Source organism: Agarivorans sp. B2Z047, from assembly GCF_023373605.1.
Classification (GTDB): Bacteria; Pseudomonadota; Gammaproteobacteria; order Enterobacterales; family Celerinatantimonadaceae; genus Agarivorans; species Agarivorans albus.
The window spans coordinates 4001720-4020108 of the sequence record NZ_CP088080.1; the positions used below are offsets into that span (position 1 = coordinate 4001720).

The 18389-nt window shown below is 44.3% G+C and carries 18 protein-coding genes; 11 read left to right on the plus strand and 7 right to left on the minus strand.

The features are described from left to right. Positions 1–3: 3 nt before the first annotated feature. Entirely contained in the window at positions 4–1749 is a 1746-nt protein-coding gene (locus LQZ07_RS18300) for a lysophospholipid acyltransferase family protein (RefSeq protein WP_152781843.1), read from the minus strand. Positions 1750–1869: 120 nt separating this feature from the next. Here LQZ07_RS18300 and LQZ07_RS18305 point away from each other — a divergent pair, with 120 nt between their 5' ends. Then, a complete protein-coding gene (locus LQZ07_RS18305) occupies positions 1870–2316 on the plus strand; it encodes a hypothetical protein (protein WP_152781845.1) in 447 nt (148 codons plus the stop codon). Positions 2317–2523: 207 nt separating this feature from the next. Beyond that, a complete protein-coding gene (locus LQZ07_RS18310; RefSeq protein WP_016402655.1) occupies positions 2524–3075 on the plus strand; it encodes an acyl-homoserine-lactone synthase in 552 nt (183 codons plus the stop codon). Here LQZ07_RS18310 and LQZ07_RS18315 read toward each other — a convergent pair. Further along, the gene (locus LQZ07_RS18315; protein ID WP_152781847.1) at positions 3072–3518 is read right to left on the minus strand and encodes a DUF4902 domain-containing protein; all 447 of its coding nucleotides are present in this window, start codon (positions 3516–3518) and stop codon (positions 3072–3074) included. The two genes, LQZ07_RS18310 and LQZ07_RS18315, sit on opposite strands and share 4 nt — an antisense overlap. 155 nt (positions 3519–3673) lie before the next feature. On the opposite strand from LQZ07_RS18315, the gene LQZ07_RS18320 reads away from it, so the two are divergent. Further along, on the plus strand, positions 3674–4378 hold the full coding sequence (locus tag LQZ07_RS18320; protein ID WP_016402653.1) for an autoinducer binding domain-containing protein: 705 nt from the start codon (positions 3674–3676) through the stop codon (positions 4376–4378). Positions 4379–4469: 91 nt separating this feature from the next. Further along, positions 4470–5141, plus strand: coding sequence for a trimeric intracellular cation channel family protein (locus LQZ07_RS18325; RefSeq protein WP_152781849.1), 672 nt, complete (start codon positions 4470–4472; stop codon positions 5139–5141). Here the strand turns inward: LQZ07_RS18325 and LQZ07_RS18330 are convergent. Next, positions 5138–6316, minus strand: a complete 1179-nt coding sequence (locus LQZ07_RS18330) for a 3-phosphoglycerate dehydrogenase family protein (RefSeq protein ID WP_016402651.1) — start codon at positions 6314–6316, stop codon at positions 5138–5140. The two genes, LQZ07_RS18325 and LQZ07_RS18330, sit on opposite strands and share 4 nt — an antisense overlap. 81 nt (positions 6317–6397) lie before the next feature. Then, entirely contained in the window at positions 6398–7513 is a 1116-nt protein-coding gene (locus LQZ07_RS18335) for a phosphoserine transaminase (RefSeq protein WP_152781851.1), read from the minus strand. 414 nt (positions 7514–7927) lie between these two features. Here LQZ07_RS18335 and LQZ07_RS18340 point away from each other — a divergent pair, with 414 nt between their 5' ends. The 6 genes from LQZ07_RS18340 (at position 7928) to glgC (ending at position 13620) form a co-directional block, all read left to right on the plus strand. Further along, positions 7928–8353, plus strand: coding sequence for an NUDIX domain-containing protein (locus LQZ07_RS18340; protein WP_152781853.1), 426 nt, complete (start codon positions 7928–7930; stop codon positions 8351–8353). Between the two features lie 114 nt (positions 8354–8467). Further along, the gene (locus LQZ07_RS18345) at positions 8468–9934 is read left to right on the plus strand and encodes a multiheme c-type cytochrome (protein ID WP_152781855.1); all 1467 of its coding nucleotides are present in this window, start codon (positions 8468–8470) and stop codon (positions 9932–9934) included. Between the two features lie 49 nt (positions 9935–9983). Further along, positions 9984–10550 (plus strand): NapC/NirT family cytochrome c, encoded by a 567-nt coding sequence (locus LQZ07_RS18350; RefSeq protein WP_016402646.1) that lies wholly within the window; start codon positions 9984–9986, stop codon positions 10548–10550. A gap of 118 nt (positions 10551–10668) precedes the next feature. After that, positions 10669–11211, plus strand: a complete 543-nt coding sequence (locus LQZ07_RS18355; protein ID WP_016402645.1) for an acyl-CoA thioesterase — start codon at positions 10669–10671, stop codon at positions 11209–11211. Positions 11212–11319: 108 nt separating this feature from the next. Then, complete coding sequence (locus LQZ07_RS18360; protein WP_152781857.1) at positions 11320–12045, plus strand: ABC transporter substrate-binding protein; 726 nt, start codon at positions 11320–11322, stop codon at positions 12043–12045. A 321-nt stretch (positions 12046–12366) separates the two neighbouring features. Beyond that, positions 12367–13620: a glucose-1-phosphate adenylyltransferase gene (glgC, locus tag LQZ07_RS18365; protein WP_016402643.1), complete on the plus strand. Its 1254-nt coding sequence runs from the start codon at positions 12367–12369 to the stop codon at positions 13618–13620. Positions 13621–13648: 28 nt separating this feature from the next. Here the strand turns inward: glgC and LQZ07_RS18370 are convergent, their stop codons facing one another. Both LQZ07_RS18370 and LQZ07_RS18375 read right to left on the minus strand, forming a co-directional pair. Then, on the minus strand, positions 13649–14893 hold the full coding sequence (locus tag LQZ07_RS18370; RefSeq protein WP_152781859.1) for an EAL domain-containing protein: 1245 nt from the start codon (positions 14891–14893) through the stop codon (positions 13649–13651). Between the two features lie 88 nt (positions 14894–14981). After that, a complete protein-coding gene (locus LQZ07_RS18375; RefSeq protein ID WP_249483249.1) occupies positions 14982–17651 on the minus strand; it encodes a nitrate reductase in 2670 nt (889 codons plus the stop codon). 180 nt (positions 17652–17831) lie between these two features. On the opposite strand from LQZ07_RS18375, the gene LQZ07_RS18380 reads away from it, so the two are divergent. Next, complete coding sequence (locus tag LQZ07_RS18380) at positions 17832–17990, plus strand: hypothetical protein (protein WP_194164110.1); 159 nt, start codon at positions 17832–17834, stop codon at positions 17988–17990. A 36-nt stretch (positions 17991–18026) separates the two neighbouring features. Here LQZ07_RS18380 and LQZ07_RS18385 read toward each other — a convergent pair whose 3' ends face one another. Beyond that, positions 18027–18389 (minus strand): hypothetical protein, encoded by a 363-nt coding sequence (locus tag LQZ07_RS18385; protein ID WP_016402640.1) that lies wholly within the window; start codon positions 18387–18389, stop codon positions 18027–18029.

The following is an 18389-nucleotide window of genomic DNA, read 5'->3' on the forward strand; positions in this document are numbered from 1 at the left end:
CCTTTATTTCGCTTCAACTAATATCGATTCTTCACAAATGTGAGTGTCGATATAGCGGGCTTTTTTCTTTTCTTTTAGCTGATGTAAATCAACCAATACCAAGCCATCAATACACTGATTGAATTCTGGATCGACATTGAAATCGATGAACTGAACCCCACCAGCGTGACATAACTCGGTGTATTGCTTATAAAGCGTTGGCACTGCGGTACCCATTGCTGCCAATGCACTTTTTAGCTGAGCAAAATCAGCTTTATAATCATCACCGCTGAAAGACATATGAATGCTGTTTTTTATTTGCTTTGCCAGCTGGTAAGGCTGGCGCGAGCGCGCATAACTTTTGTTCGACGGAAAGTAAGTTTGATAAAAATGAATCAGCAAGTCTCTGCCAGCCTCTGGCATTGCGGCGCTAATGCTCACTGGGCCGAACAAGTATCGATAATGTGGATTGCGCGCTAAAAATGCGCCAATACCCAGCCACAGGTAGTCCAAGCTGCGTTTGCCCCAGTATTTCGGCTGCACAAAGCTGCGCCCTAACTCAATACCCGAAGCTAAAAAGTCACAGTTTTTCTCATCATATTCAAATAGTGATTGGCTATATAGCGCGCCAATTCCCTTATCTTCGATTAAGCGTTTAGTATCGGCAAAACGATAAGCTCCGGCAATTTCAAGTTGCTCTGCGTCCCACAATATAAGATGCATATAGTTTGCATCGTACTTATCGGTATCAGTGCGTCGACCGGTGCCCTCACCTACGGCGCGAAAGGCTAACTCTCGTAGGCGGCCAAGTTCAGACAAAACTAAAGGTTGAGAGTTTCCATAACAAATGCAAATCTGCTTTCCATCTGGCGTCTCGCCTATTTTCTCTAACTGCTTAATCGCCTTTTTTAAAGCAAGGCGCTGCTCGGGATGAGCAATCGCGGCCTCTGTTTGGAACAGGCCTTTTTTGTTACTGCCGATACGATAAAGGTGCTTTTTGATTAACTGAGCTTGGGTAGAACGATCTAGACCACTTAAACCAAAACTCTTTACTGGAATCTGCTCACCCACAACCATCGAGAACACTTTATTACGATGAAAGAACATCTCTTTTACCAATAGCAAAGTGGATAAAGGTCTATATACAAAAGAGCAAAAGTAAAACAACTTGCTGTTTTTAGCCTTTACGCAAATAGGCAATAAGGGAGTGTTGGTTTTCTTGGCTATGCTTACAAAACCCTTGGTCCACTTTCCGTCTTTTACCTTAACGCCCTTTAAACGAGAGACCTCACCGGCAGGAAAAATAATCACCGCCCCTTCTTCATCTAATAACGCTTTAATGGCATTAAGCTGCTTACGCTGGCTATTGCCTCGCATGTTATCTACTGGCAGTAATAAATCGTCAAGTGGCTTAATGGCGGAGAGAATTTCATTGGCAACAATTTTCACGTCTTTACGCACCTGGCTAACCAGATGTAGCAAAGCAAGGCCATCTATCGAACCTATTGGATGGTTAGCTACAATGAGCACTCGTCCTTCACTAGGAATGCGCTCTCGCTCATTCTGACTAACCCGATAACTAACATTAAGCTCAGTGAATACTTGATCGATAAAAGCCACCCCTTTCAAGTGAGGATGCTTTTCACCAAAGGCTTGGAATTCGTCTTCAAACAACACTTTAGAAAAAAACCATTTCGCCAAGGAATAACGACGCGGATGCTGTGCTAGGCTGGGGTAATGTTGATTGAGTACCTGCTGTGCTGAAATCATTGCTCTCTCCCTGTATTCGCCGTTAGGCTAGAAGCAGAAGATGACAAAGAAGCAACAATTTTGTGTCAGTTGCATGACACTCCCACACTTAGAAAGTGGATAAATAACAAGGACTGTTAAGTGCAATTAGGTAGCGAAAATCCACAAATCGTACTCTATCTCAATACCCAAATTCCCTCTCTGCCGAAGAATCATCAAGATTTAAAGGGCGCTGAACTAAGCCAGGCAATTCTAGAAAACAACAATAATAATTGGCGTAAAGTGCTAACTATCTTTGCCAAGCTTTGTGCACCTGATGAAGATTGGCGAAGTTATTTGCATCAAGATTTACTGCTTAAACAGCAAATTAACTTTAAGCAGGTTTTAGTCAAATCTGCGCAAATGCACGTGGTGGCGGGAAAAGCTAACTGGCAACGATTTGACACGGCAGTTGTAGAAAAAAGTGCCATAAATCAAAAAAAGTGGATTTATTTAAAGCCAAATATTTTGTTTACCCCTTACCCAGACTACCGACAATTCCCTAATAGCATGATTAGCGAATGTAGGGCGCATCTTCATCAAAGTTAAATAAAAATTTAGCTAGTCAACTGAATTATAATAAGTTTATTTTTTAAGCAGCGATATCAGAACTAAAACTAAGACTCAATTGATAAATCCAACAAAAACAAAGCCATAGCTGATTATTACGTCCTTAGCTAGCTGTTAGGTTTAACAGTTTAAAAACAGTGCGCACTGGATTTTACTCATAGCATCATCACTAAGGGAGAGATGCTAATGGACTTTGTTAACGGCGTTGCAGAACAACTTTCACCAACTACATTTCAACACCTAAACAACTACCGTCATCAAGTGTTTGTAGAAATGCTTGGCTGGGAACTCGATACCCCTGATGGCATAGAGCAAGACCAATTTGATCGCGATGACACCGTTTATGTTATCGCTAAAAACGAACAAGACCATATTAGCGGTTGCGCTCGTTTATTGCCGACCACCAAACCCTACCTACTGGAAGAAGTATTTCCAGAGCTATTGAATGGCCTTCCTTGTCCCAAGCAACACGACGTTTGGGAACTTTCGCGCTTTGCTGCAGTAGACTTTGATAATCATAACCAAGCGCCAACTCAACTTATGTCGAGTGAAGCTTTAGCCTTGCTCACCGCCTCAATCGAGTGCGCCAAAAAACAAGGTGCTAAGCGCTTAATCTCAGTCTCTCCGCTAGGTATAGAGCGAATGTTACGCAATGCAGGTTTTCGCTACCACCGTGCCGGTCCACCTAAAATTGTGAATGGCTACGCGCTGTTTGCCTGCTACATAGATATTGCTTAATTCATTACCATTGGCGACTCGCGGTAGCGATTTTTTATCGCTTCCGCCGTTGTTGCTTGCCAAGCCATCACTTCAATAGCCTCTAGCAACAACTCATCATTGCGACGCGGACTCACATCAAAGCCCTCTTCTTGCAACTGAATATTACTGCGTGGTAGGCCTTTTACTCGGCATTGCATCCGACCATTGTGCCATTGCCAATGCCAGTCCCACCCTAGGGTGATAGCGCACACATTTTCAAATAGCCATTCGGTATAGCCACTGAAAATAGCCTGTTCACTATTAAATTCTTCACTACTAATACTGTCTAAGCCAGAAATAATATGGCTAAAAGCGAGCACATTAAGCTGCTCAATTGACAACCTCACCAAACCATCACTGCAGGGAACAACCTGATAGCGATGTGATTCGATTACATTCTGTACACTTGCCTGTGTTTTCATAATTTTATTTTTTAATTATTTGAGCTTCCCCTCAATGAAAGCATTGTGAGGTCTAAGCATCAATTGTCAACATTAACAGTTGCGTTATACTGGTAATTCTACGGGAAAAATGATTATGCGCAGTATTTGCATAACTAGGAGAAGATAAAGCTGTCATGGAAGCTTGGTTAGAAGAACAGTTCTGTTTGTTGGAAACCCAAGGCTCTAGTGAGGCCTTTTTCCAAGAATTATCTAAAATCACCAACGCTTTAGGGTTTGACTTTTGTGCTTATGGCTTGCGAGTTCCTTATCCCTTGTCTGCTCCTCGCACCGAAATGCTCAATAACTACCCCACCATATGGCAGCATACCTACCAAGAGAAAAACTACTTGGCGGTTGATCCAACGGTGCACCATGGGATGACGTCCCAACTACCAATTGTGTGGAGTGACCAAGTGTTCTCCCAAACGCCAGAGCTAATGGAAGATGCCCGCGCCTTTGGCCTAGAATATGGCTGGGCGCAATCGTCTCGCCAAGCCAATGGCACAGTAGGTATGCTAACCCTAGCCCGCTCTTCAGAAATGCTAACGCCAGCCGAGCTAGTGCGTTATCGCTACCAGTTACTGTGGTTAACCCAAGTAACTCACCACGGTCTTGCATCTCGAATAACCGAAGAGAAGCTTGAGATGCCAGAATTAAGTTTACGAGAGCTAGAAATGTTGAAATGGACAGCCGATGGCAAAACTGCCGATGAAATAGCTACCATTCTCAATATCACCGCGCGCACAGTAAACTTTCACATCAGCCAGGCGATGCGTAAGTTAGATGTGGTGAATAAAACTGCCGCTACCGTTAAAGCGGCACTTATGGGGCTAATCTAAGCCCCAAAAAAAGCAGCTCAAACGTTAGAAATCAAAGTCTCAGGGCTAATATGCACTATAATCTAGCTGTCTCTCACCAGCCTTAACTAGCATGACTCTTGATTTAGATTTCCACTCCACTTTATACCTGATAGGCTTAATCGCAGTATTTGTTTTTGCGCTTACTGGCGCGCTGGCTGCGGCTAAGCGCGAGTTAGACATCCTTGCTTTTGTATTTGTTGGCATTGCCACAGGCATAGGCGGCGGTACTATTCGCGATTTATTGCTTAGAACTGATCAAATCTTCTGGATTGCCGATCCCAACTACCTCACGGTGTGTATTGTCGCTTCAGTAATGACCTATTTTTTTGCCCATTGGGTAATCAAAATCGACCGAATATTATTGTGGATGGATGCAGCGGGCATCGCCTTGTTTGCAGTATTAGGTACCAGTAAGGCCTTAAGTTACGAGGTAGCGCCGCTTATTGCTATTTTAATGGGGGTAATCAGCTCCACTTTAGGATCTGCAATTCGCGATTTAATGATACAAGTGAAGCTGGTGATTTTTGAGCCTGAAATATACGTAACGGCTTGTTTATTAGGAAGCTTGTCTTACGTAGTGCTAAGTCACTTTGGTATTAACGAGGTCTACAATATCTTGTTATCTAGTGCCGCAGCTTTTCTGTTACGGGTACTGGCTATAGAACTCGATTTAAGATTTCCCAGCTTCACACTTAGCAAGCTACAAAACCGGGAAATACGTAAACAACAACATAAATCTTAAGCGTGTTCACCAATAGCATTCACATGGAATACATGCTCTACATTGGCAATCGCCTCTAGCAACTCTGTGGTGGCTGGTGTTGCAATGTCCATCAAGGTGTAAGCGATATCATTGCGACTCTTGTTCAGCATATCAATCACGTTGATATCCATGTCTGAGAGCAAGGCTAATACATTACTTAGTACCTTGGGTACGTTGTCGTTGGCAAAGGCAATACGGTAGCCCTCAGTTCTGCTTAACTTAATGTTTGGAAAGTTAACCGAATTATGGATGTTGCCATTTTCCAAGAAATCAATTAATTGGCGTGCTGCCATTACGGCGCAGTTTTGCTCGGCTTCGTTAGTGCTTGCGCCTAGGTGTGGCAAACTAAGTACCTTAGGATGTTTTAGCAAAGCAAGGCTCGGAAAATCGCTAACATATTGAGATAACTGCTGTTTGGCTAAGGCGGTAAGCAAGGCATCTTCGTCTACAATGCTGCCTCGTGCAAAGTTGAGCAACACAGCACCTTGTTTGATAGATGCTAAGTTATCGCTATTAATTAAGCCTTGGGTATGCTTGTTAGCAGGCACATGAATAGTGACATAATCACTCGCAGCTAAAAGATCTTTTAGCTCATCAGCACACTCAACTTCTGAAGATAAGCGCCAAGCTGCTTGCACACTCAGTGCAGGATCAAAACCAACCACCTTCATGCCTAAACCAAGAGCAGCATGAGCCACCTCAGCACCAATAGCACCTAAGCCAACTACTCCTAGCGTTTTACCGGTGAGCTCAGAGCCAACAAAGCCTTTTTTCTCGGCTTCAACTTTAAGCTGTAAAGCTTTTGCATCCATATCTTCGCTCAAGCCTTCAATAAAGCTTAAACCGGCGGCGATGTTACGCGCACTTAGTAGCATTCCCCCCAAGACTAACTCTTTTACGGCGTTGGCATTGGCGCCAGGCGTATTAAACACAACGATGCCCTGCTCACTACAACGCTGGATGGGAATATTATTTACCCCCGCACCACAACGCGCTAAGGCTTTAACTTCACTTGGAAAATCGTAGTCATGTAAATTAGCGCTGCGGAGCATAATGGCATCTGGTGCCTCCTGCCCTTCAGCTACTTGGTAACGCTCCTTAAAACATGCCAAGCCTTGTTGGTGAATATTATTAATGGTCCGAATATTCGGCATACAGCTTCTCCCTAAACAACAATTACGGTGTTTTCGTGACAAACTGCAGCACGAAAATAGAATATTAAAATCTTTACAAACTTATAGGCACACCTGCTTATAAGCCCAAGCTAACCAAGGCATAAAGCGCTCTAGATCTTCTTTCTCTACAGTGGCGCCACACCAAATGCGCAAGCCTGCAGGAGCATCTCGATAAGCACCTATGTCAAAAGCAACCTGCTCTTGGTCTAACAGACCGATAATGGTTTTAACCTGATCAGCTGAAGCATCTAAAGTTAAACAAACACTGGTATTTGATAGGGTTTCAGGCTGCTTAGCCAAGAAGTTGATCCATGCGTTGTCGGCAACAAACTGTTTTATGACTTCGAGGTTTTGTTGGGATTTGCTGATGCTTGCCGAGACTCCGCCCAACGATTGAACCCATTTGAGGGCGTCGATATAGTCCGCCACACATAACATCGACGGCGTGTTAATCGTTTCGCCTTTGAATATACCTTCAATGAGTTTCCCTCCTTGGGTTAATCGAAATACTTTAGGCATTGGCCAGCTTGGTTGGTGGCTCTCTAATCGTGCTACTGCTCGTGGGCTAAGAATAATCACCCCGTGAGCACCCTCACCGCCCAGAGCTTTTTGCCAGCTGTAAGTCACAACATCAAGCTTTTCCCAAGGCATAGGCATGGCAAATACTGCAGAAGTAGCATCACAAATAGTTAAACCACTGCGTTGAGAGCTTATCCAATCACCATTTGGCACGGCTACACCAGAGGTAGTGCCGTTCCAAGTAAAAATACAATCATTATCAGGGTTAGCTTGGTTCATGTCTGGTAGCTGGCCGTAATCGCTGCTGTAGTGATTAACTTGCTCAAGCTTTAGCTGCTTGCTCACGTCGGTGAACCACCCTTTACCAAACGACTCCCAACTAAAAATATCTAGAGGCTTAGGGCCTAATAGCGACCACATCACCATTTCCATCGCCCCCGTGTCAGAGCCTGGAACAATACCCACTCGGTAACCTTCCGGTAACTCCAATAATTGCTCGGTAAGTTGAATCGCTTCGCCTAGTTGAGCTTTACCAATTTTACTGCGATGAGAGCGACCAAGCGCATCAATGTTCAGCTGGCTAAGCGCGTAGCCCGGACGTTTTGCACAAGGCCCAGATGAAAAGTTTGGGCAATTGGGTTTTAACTGCGGTTTCATTAACGATCCTTGTAAGTAGCTGCCTAACTAGGCAATTGAATAATAACTAAAAGCAGTATATGCGAGAGAGCTAGACCATAAAATGACCTGACACCAATTTTAAACGCTGGCGAAAACTTCAATACAAACAAAGGTAAATAGTCTAATTATCAAGATAATTGCAGAGCATATGTAGTGGTGAGCAACGCTTAAAACTAAATAGAGATACTAATCCCCCATATAACACTAAGGCCCAAATCCTTGACTTCATTTAAGACCTAAAGCTGGGTAGTATTTAACTAAGTCTCAACCTCAAAAAGCGAACATAGCTTGCCAGCCCTTACTTATTGCCCTCAATGTTCCAGTACTACATTCAAGCAAATCGATGTTAAACAATGGGCTTGCAAGCAATGCAAATTTAGCTACTTTCACAATATGGCCTCTACCGCTGGCGCCTTACTCATTTATAAAGGAGAACTATTACTAGTAGAGCGCGCCATTGATCCGAAAAAAGGCTACTGGGACTTACCGGGTGGATTCATCGAATATGGTGAAAGCTTAGAACAGGGCTTACAACGAGAGCTGAATGAAGAACTTGGGCTTGAACTAGCCACCGAAAAATTTAGCTACTTTGGCTCATTTGCTAATCAATATACCTACAACCAAGTGCTTTATCATACTTGCGATAGCTTTTTTGTTTACTTGCTAGACAGCAAAATATCACCACAAGCTAGAGATGATGTGGCAGGCTGGCAATGGCACAATCTAAAAAACCTTCCTTTAGACAAAATAGCTTTTACCTCGGTAAAGCAAGGACTTAAAAAACTTTCTCAACAAACCAACAATCCCATTTACAAATAAATCACATAAAGTTGATGTATAACATACCCTCTTAACCATATTTTTACTATGGTTAATTTGCTCAAAAAGCGAACAGCAAGAACTTCTAGCAGGAAGCAAAAAGAGGGTACAAATATGGATAACCATCCCCGTAGTTCTAGTGTTATTACCGCAATACTCACCTTGGCAGCGGCGCTGTGTTTAATACTGTCATTTTCAAGTAATGCGGAACCCAAAGCCTTAGTGCTAAAACCATTCAAGCAGCTCAGCCAAGAAAGCGCCGAGTGTGCCGGATGTCATAAAGACAAAAACCCATCAATTTATGCACAATGGGGCCGTTCGAAACACTACGGAGCTAACGTAGGGTGCTACGAATGTCACCAAGCAAACCCTGAAGACAAAGACGCCATCACTCACGAAGGCCACACTATCTCGGTGATTGTTTCACCTACCGACTGTGCTAATTGCCATACTCAAGAAGTTGACGAGTTCGCTAAAAGCCACCACGCAAAAGCTGGGCAAATCATCGGTTCGCTAGATAACTTCCTCGCAGAGGTAGTGGAAGGAGCGCTCACCTTTAATGGTCAGTCTCCCGCTGCGGTTAATGGCTGCTGGCAGTGCCACGGTTCAGAGGTGAAAGTGCTGGAAAACGGTGATTTAGACCCCACCACGTGGCCCAACACCGGCATTGGACGAATTAACCCAGATGGCTCGGTTGGCGCTTGTACTGCTTGTCACCAACGTCACGAGTTTTCGATGGTGCAAGCGCGCAGACCAGAAGCCTGTGGTAAGTGTCACCTAGGTCCAGACCACCCTCAAAAAGAGGTTTACGAAGAGTCTAAACACGGCATTAACTTCTACGCCAACGTTGATCGGATGAACCTCGACTCGGCCAAGTGGATTGTTGGTGAAGATTACGACGCCGCGCCAACGTGTGCCACTTGTCATATGTCAGCTACTCGCGAGCTGCCTGTTACCCATGATGTTGGCAACCGCATTTCATGGACATTGCGCCCAGCAATCTCGGAAAAAATTGATGCTAAAGCGAAGGCTCAAGGTAAAGAAGTTAAGTCTTGGGAAGCGCGCCGCGACGACATGAAGAACGTCTGTGAGTCTTGCCATACTAAGTCAATGATCGACAATTTCTACCAGCAATTTGATTCACTGGTTGTTTTATACAACGACAAATTTGCCCGTCCAGGTAAAGACTTAATGGATGTGTTAAAGAGTGAAAAAATGCTAACCGAAACAGGCTTTGATGAAGAGATAGAATGGACCTGGTTCTACTTATGGCACCACGAAGGACGCAGAGCCCGTCACGGCGCTGCCATGCAAGCACCAGACTACGTGCAATGGCACGGCATGTATGAAGTCGCAGAGCGCTTCTACATAGAGTTAGTTCCACAATTCCTAGAAGTGGTAGAAAAAGCCGAACACAACGGCAATACCGAAGGTGCAGAAAAAGCCCGCGCTGTTCTTGCCGAAATACTCGATCGCCCAGAGCACGCTTGGTTTAGTGGCAACGAACCAGAAGAAGTGAAAAAAGCCAGAAAAGAAGCACAAGCGGCCTTTAAAGCCCGTTACTTAAGCGAAAGCAAATAGCCACCGATGGGAGCAGTAATGCTCCCCTCTTTTAAAAGAGGATGCTGATATGACAAATAACCAGCAGAAGACTCGGTGGCAAAAGCTATGGGCTTGGCTTAAAAAGCCACTCATTGTTGGGATACCCATTGGTGTATTTGTATTAGTGTTAGGTTTGGCAACTGTGCAAGGCAGCTTAGTACTATCCAGTACTAACGAGTTTTGTTTTAGTTGCCACCTTAAAATGGACACCATTGTGCAAGAGTACAAGGCATCGAGTCACTACGGAGACGGCAGCAACATCGCCGCCACCTGTGCCGACTGCCACGTACCACACCCATACTTTGAAATGCTACAGGTAAAAATTGCTGCCACCGCCGATATTTATCACATGATGGTAGGCACCATAACCAAGGAGAATTTCGAAGAGCACCGGCCAGCCCTTGCTGAAACCGTTTGGCGTGATATGCAAGCCAATGACTCAGCCAACTGCCGACACTGCCACCAAGGTGACAACTTTGATTTAAGCAAACAACCACAGCGCGCGCGATTAAATCACCAGCAAATAGCCGCCCGCGGAGAAACCTGCGTAGACTGCCACCAAGGCTTAACCCACAAGCGGATAGTAATCGAATAAGACCTTTACTATTAAATATAAAGTCTTCAAAGTAACTGCTTTGAAGACTTTTGTTTTTCTACCCTTTACTCATCCGACCTCTCATGTTAAAAACTTGTAAAAAACCACAAAGTAAATTATGAATCACTACTTTCGTCTATTAAGCATGTTTATCCGCCATTGGTTTAGTGCCAAAACTCACCTAGATCCCACGGGAGATTTTGTTATTAAGCTACGTGCCTTACCCTTTGATTGCGATGCCAACATGCACCTTACTAACTCTCGCTACTTTAGCTTTGGTGATTTAGGGCGCATCGATATGATGTTAAAAACCAAACTGGGCTCGGTGGCACTTAAGAAACGCTGGTTAGGCGTAGTGAATGCACAGTCGGTGACTTATATTCGCCCAATTAAGCCTATGGCCAAGGTGGAGCTGCACAGCAAGCTATTAGGCTGGGATGAGAAGTATTGGTATTTTGAACACCGCTTTATTGGCAACAATACGTTGTACGCCACCATCTTAGTGCGAGGAGTATTTTTGAAAGGTAAAAAGCCAGTGCCAATGAGCGAGCTACTGTCGTTGGTGGACCATGACCATCCTTCTCCAGAGTTACCGATGCGGGTAGCTCACTGGAAGCAATTACTGTCGACTAAAAAGCAAGAATCTCCGGTGCTAAGCTAAATGTCTTGCTTTGCTGGAAATCTTTAAGCGATAAAATATCCGCTAATGGGTAATCAAAAAGTCGTTCTATCTGCCATAATTTAGATAGAACGGCGACTTGGTATACCAATGAATAAACACCCAAAGCCTATTTGGCTTACCGCTTTATTAATTCTCTTTGTTAGCTACATGGGCTTAACCCAAGCCCAAACCATTACCTTGGCCACCAGCAAATCCATTCCGCCTTACATCATCAAAGATCAGCAGTCTGGCATTCAGCTAGATATTATTAAGCAAGCTTTTAGCAATGCTGGCTATCAAGTACAGCAGGTTATTTTCACTTCTAATTTACGCGCAGAACGGATGCTAGAACAAAATGCCGTAGACGCCATTGTAAATGCCCCTAACAACGGCACACACGCTCACCTATCAGAGCCAGTTATCTTCTATCAAAATGTTGCTATTAGCCTGTCTGTTCGTCAGCTAAACATCCAATCCATTGATGACTTAACTAAGTTTCGCCTAATGGCTTTTCAAAATGCTAAGAAGTACCTTGGTGAACACTTTGCCAAAGCAACTGAGCAAGCTAAATTCTATACCGAGGTGGCTAACCAAAGTGCCCAATTAGAGCGTTTATACCGCGGACAAGTGGATGTGATTGTTTTAGATAAGCGGATATTCCACTATTTAAATCAGCAACTTATTGCCAAGCAACGCCCTACAGCGCCGGTGACCAAGCACCTCATTTTTCCAGAGTCACCGCGGCTATTGGGTTTTCATGACCCAGAGCTTCGCGACAAATTTAACGCAGGTCTGAAGCAGTTAAACGATCAAAAAGTAAAGCATTCGGAATGAACTAACTGGCTAAACCAGTGAAAATAGCCATTTTGTGTTACAAATTATATCAAGCAGCTATTTTCGACAGTTTTTACAAGAATAATTGGGCTCAACACTGATAACAAAAATTTAACAGCCCACTAATTGAGCAGCTTTAAAATAGTAGTAATGCCCACTTATTCAGGCCTACTAGCCGTTTAAGATCACTTTTTAGAAAAATCATCTTTTTTTTACTTAGCGAATAAAAGATTTAAGCCAAAACTGTCATAAATGACAGTTACATTCAGCATGAAAACGCTATCATAGACTTTCTATTACGCCCACGAGGAAATTTTCGATATGTCCGAAAACCGCTATTCCCACACTTCCAGTAATCGCTTAGTGAGACGTTCAGTTGCTTTGGTTCTTGCTGGAGGAAAAGGCACTCGTTTAAAAGAGTTAACCAACAAGGTTGCCAAGCCAGCTGTTTCTTTTGGTGGCAAATATAGAATTATTGATTTCACCCTATCAAACTGTATCAATTCAGGGGTGCGAAACATTGGGGTGCTTACGCAATACATGGCGCATGATTTGATCATGCACCTACAGTCAGGCTGGCAAATTCTTAACCCCGCCTTAAACGAGCGAGTTTCAATTATTCCTGCTCAACAACGAACCGGTGAAAACTGGTATCGTGGAACGGCTGACGCGGTATATCAGAACCTCGATATTATTGACCATGAGCATTATGACCGGGTGCTGATTCTAGGTGGCGACCATATCTACAAAATGGACTACTCTCGCATGATTAACTTCCATGCAGAGAACGATGCCGATGTTACCGTAGCTTGTATTCGTAAACCCTTATCTCAAGCCTCCTCTTTTGGCGTAATGGGCTTGGATGACCAAGGTAGAATCGTCGACTTTGAAGAAAAACCCGACCACCCTAAATCTGACCCCAACAACCCTGAAAAAGCACTGGTGTCTATGGGCATATACATCTTCAACATGGACGTATTAGACGATGAGCTGCGTAAGGGTTTATTAAAACCAGGCTACTCTCACGACTTTGGCCACAATGTTATTCCTAGTATGCTTAAAAACCGTAAGGTTTACGGCTATGTATTTGCTGACAAAGGCCACCCAGGACGTACCGCTTACTGGCGCGATGTGGGTGATATTGATGAGTACTTTGCAGCAAACATGGACTTGGTTGACCCTAACCCGGAACTGGACTTATACGATCGTGATTGGCCAATTATTACCGATCAAAAACAACGCCCCGGCGCTAAGTTTGTATTTAATGAAGAAAACCGCAGAGGCTATGCCACCGACTCTTTGCTTTCAGCAGGCACCATAGTATCGGGAGCTAAAGTGCATCGCTCGTTATTATCTTTAGATGTGCGGGTCGAAGAGCACTCTGAGCTAGAGCAGGTAATTGCACTTAATGGCTGCAGTATTGGCAAAAAATGTAAGATTAGAAAGGCAATTATTGCTGAAGACTGTGTCGTGCCAGATGGCACCGTAATTGGCTATGATGAAGCCGAAGATAAGCGCCGTTTTACCGTATCGGCCGGCGGCGTTATTTTAGTCTCTTGTGAAATGCTAAGTTGATTCAAAAAAGGGCTAGCTTGCTAGCCCTTTATTCTACCAACAAGGTATCGTCTGCTACCTTACAGTCCACTAACAACACCAAGTCTTTAGTTAAGTAGGTACTAAAGGTTTTACACATTTCTTTACTGCTAGAATCTCGATAGATTTTCGACAAAATTAGTTGTTGTGGCTTTACCGAATCCAAGGCGATTAAGGCGTGAAAATAGGGTCTAAAGCTCCAGTTAAAGCCGACAAAGTTGTCATCTTCTTCGATACCTAAGCCGGTCACTTCAAAGTTAGGAGAGACTTGAGTGCCATCAATACGGCACAAAAAGTATCGCAATATGCCCACACTCGCTAGCTGCTGCTCAAGACTTAAGGCATTGCCGCCATTTTGCAATTGGTGTTTAAGTGCCAGCACCGTGGTTTTTACCGAAACATTGTGTTTTACCGTTGCTAAAGAGCGCTGACTCTTACGCTTTAAATAACTGGCTAATAGGGTTTTAACTTTAGCTTGGCTAGATTGGGCAGATAGAAACTCCTTCTCGGCTTTATAAAACAACCAGCCCTGCATGTATCGCGCTCCGCACTCTACACCAAAGTGAAATTCCTGCTCGGTTTCCACGCCTTCACAAATCAGTTCACAGCCGGCACGCTGTACCAGTTCAGAAATGGACAACACCACATCTGCGGGCAAGCCTCCTTTGGTGGCGTCTTTAAACAAACGCATATCTAACTTAATGATATCGGGTTCGAGTGCGATAATTCGATCGATTTGTGAAGCCCCAGCGCCAAAGTCGTCAATCGCCACTTTTAAGCCAGCTTGATGGTACTCTTTCACCACTCGCTGCAAATTATCAATATTGCCGCTAGCCTCGGTGATTTCCATCACTACCCTGCTAGGGTCAATGCCTATTTTTTCGATCATCGAAATGGTGGGGGTGCAAATATCTTCAGGTAGCATGTCGACCCAGTCGGGCACAATGTTTAAGGTAAGAAAACCCTCTTGCTGAGATTTTGCAAACTGCTCTAAAGCCTGCTGTCTAACATAGCGATCTACTTGGCGACGATTGCTCAAAGAATACTGATGATCGGCAAACAGCTCTCCTGCGCTGGTAGGCTCTCCAGCGGGATTATTTCGGCGCGCCAAAGCTTCGTAACCGGCTATTTCCCCAGTAGGTAAATAAACAATCGGTTGATAATGTGGAAAGTAGCTAAGCGGGTTGAGTTGTGTCCGCTTAGCTGCCAATAAAGCTTGATTTAAGCTCACCACTTTTGAAGGGTTCTTAGTCAACGCTTGTGTTGTCCATATCAATACTACCAGTACATAGCCTAAAATTAATCACTAGCTTAACGCACAAAGTACGCCATAAAAACCTTAGCTACTCTATGGTTACAGTTTTAATCATTCGTTTTATCTCAGGAACACAAGATCCACAGTTGGTTCCGGCTTTACAGTGCTTGCCAACCTGTTCTGCACTTTCGCAAGCATGTTCGCTAATCACATCACTAATGGTCTGCTCCCGAACCTGATGACAAGAACAGACTATTTTACCTAGATCAGGAGCTGGGCTGGTGCCAGCCAGCACGCCACGGCGAATGTTGTCGGACATTGGTTGCTGCAACAACGACTCCAACCAAGAGCTTGCATTAAGCTCGCCTTTAGCCGCCACGCTAAAGCTAGAGAACAGCTCGCCCTCAATCACCAAAGCGCTGCGGAAGTTCTGTTTGATAGGGTCCGCAAAATCTAAGCTTTGCAGCTTGGTTTGCGACATTAAAAAGCCCTTTAACTTGGCTGCTAGTTCAACTGGGCTACTGCCATCTGCCAAGCGATATAAAAAGCCATCGGCCAAACCTTGTTTCACCCAATAATCCGCAGGTAAGGCTTGGCATTGCGCTTTTGTTAAAGGCTTAGCTGTGAGCAAAACCGCCTCACTGGCATATTCCCAAGCCGCCAATTTAACTGGCGTATACTTTGACTCAGGCTGACCAGAAAGAGGATCCACAGAGCTATCAACCAATTGGCTCACTAAGCCATCACTTGAATATTGTTCGGTCCAATGAATAGGCATAAATACGTGGCCGGACTTTTGCCCTTCACTTACTTGAATTCGCACTTTTAGCTGACCAACATTGCTAGATAAGCTCACTATGCTGTTATCACACAAACCTTGGTTAGCTGCATCTTGTGGATTCACTTCCAACAAAGGCTCTGAACTATGACTTGTTAACTGTGCAGCCAAACCGGTGCGTGTCATGGTGTGCCACTGATCTCGCATACGGCCAGTGTTTAATACCAAAGGAAAAGCATCGCTAGTCACTTGCTGGGTTGCTTGGTTTGTCACCGCAATAAGTTGTGCCTTACCAGAGGCGGTAGAGAAACGACCATCACTGAACAAACTACGATTATCGCTACCCTGTTTGCTTACAGGCCAACGCTGCGGCTCAATGGCATCAAAGGCTTGCTGGTCTTTGCCCGACAACTCACTAATGTTGAATAAACGCTCACCACTTTCTGCTAACAGGCCAGATAATGCTGCGTGCTCACTAAATATATCGGCAGAGCTGGTGTAAGAAAATGCTTCAGCAAACCCCATTTTTTGCGCTACTTGGCTTAATAAATACCAATCAGGTTTAGTATCACCTTGCGCCTCTACAAAGGCGCGCTGGCGAGACAACATTCGCTCCGAGTTAGTCACTGTGCCATCACGCTCTCCCCAGCCAGCGGCCGGTAACAGTACATCGGCATAACGGGTTGTATCGGTTTCGGCAATACAGTCTGACACCACTACCATTGGGCAAGACAACAACGCTTCGCGTATTTTTGCAGACTCAGGCAAACTCACCGCCGGGTTCGTGCCCATAATCCAAATAGCTTTAATCTCGCCTTTGGCAACTTTATCAAACAAATCAACGGCTTTATGGCCAGGCTTTTGGCTTAAGTTAGAAGTATTCCAAAAGCCCGCTAAGGCTTCTAAATGCTCCGGTTTGTAGTCTAAGTGGCCGGCTAATAGGTTAGATAAAGCGCCCACTTCGCGCCCGCCCATAGCATTAGGCTGACCGGTAATAGAAAATGCGCTAGCACCAAGCTTACCTAACTTACCTGTAGCTAAGTGGCTGTTAATAATCGCATTAACCTTGTCTACACCTTGGCTACTTTGATTTACGCCTTGGCTAAACACGGTCACACAACGCTCATTATTAGCAAACAACTGGAAGAAACGAAGTAGCGCTTCAGGCTCTAAGCCACAGGTTTTGGCTAAGGCAGCTAGATCACCAGCGTCTTCTACAGCACTTGTCACTGCAGCTTCAAAGCCCTCGGTAAACTGGGCGATGTAATCACTATCTAATTTTCCATGCTCACTTAGATAAGCTAATAAACCGTTAAATAAGGCTACATCGCTACCGCCATTTAGTGGCAGGTGTAAATCTGCAATGTCGCAGCTATCGGTTCTACGTGGGTCAATCACTACAACTTTTAAGTTTGGATTAGCTTGCTTAGCGCGCTTTAAACGTTGGTAAACAATTGGGTGACACCACGCCAGGTTAGACCCAACCAAGGTCACCAGCTGGGCATGTTCTAAATCTTCATAGCTACCCGGTACAATGTCTTCACCAAAGGCGCGTTTATGCCCAGCAACCGCAGACGACATACATAAACGAGAATTCGAATCGATGTTTGAACAACCAATAAAGCCTTTAATCAGTTTATTAGCAACGTAGTAGTCTTCAGTTAACAGTTGGCCCGAAACATAAAATGCTACCGATTCTGGGCCATGTTCAGCAATGGTTTGGCTGAAGCGAGAGGCTACATAACTTAATGCTTTATCTAAAGATTCTTGATGGCCTTTAATATAGGCATGCTCTAAACGGCCTTGTTTAATCACCGTTTCACCCAGCGCTGAGCCTTTAGAACATAACAAGCCTCGGTTGGCCGGATGGCTCGCATCACCGCGCACTTCTACCGCTCCATTACTTGCTACTTTTGCTTCAACGCCACAGCCCGTTCCACAATATGGGCAGGTGGTCTTAATCCATTGTTGTTGAGACACCACGTAAACTCCTCACCTTATTCTTTGCTGGGCTTTTATTGCCCGCATTTATGCTTAGATACAAAGCAAAAGGCGAACCAATAAAATCCCGCAAAAACCTATTACTTAAGGAGTATAAAAAATCGATAAATTGGCAGAAAAAGCCGAATTTTGAATGCTGAAACAAAATGGCGCACAAGCATGGTGCAAGATGTCCCGAAATTGGGCTTTATTGGAATAGCAGCAAGCATCTCTTTCCAGCTGTTTAAACCTCAATTCTTAAATAAGCAGATGCAAAGCGCGAAATGGGAAGCAATTAAACCAACCGCCTTTATTACAACAATGGCTAACAAGATATAAAACACAACACCAGAGCCTTAGCTCTGGTTTCTATGCTTAGTTTACAGCTGGAGAAAAGTAAGATTTTATCCAATCGTAAAGTACTTGTTGGTTAAACTCGGCAAAAGCGATTTGGCTAAAATCACCCGCGGGGTCTTGCTCTTTAAAAGCAAATTTATACAGCACTTGCTCTGGATTTTGATCATGTAAAATCACAATAATTCGCTTGCTGGTTTTTAAGCAATCGATGGTCATCACATCAGCCGGCACGCCATTTTTACGCATGTTACGACTAATGCCTATCACCGGATCGATTTGCGCAAAATCTTGCTGAATTCTTAAATGAGCAGCGTTCGCCATATCAGACAATTTTATTAAGCGCTGTTCACTTGGGCTATTTTCTGCGGTTTGATTTTCCAT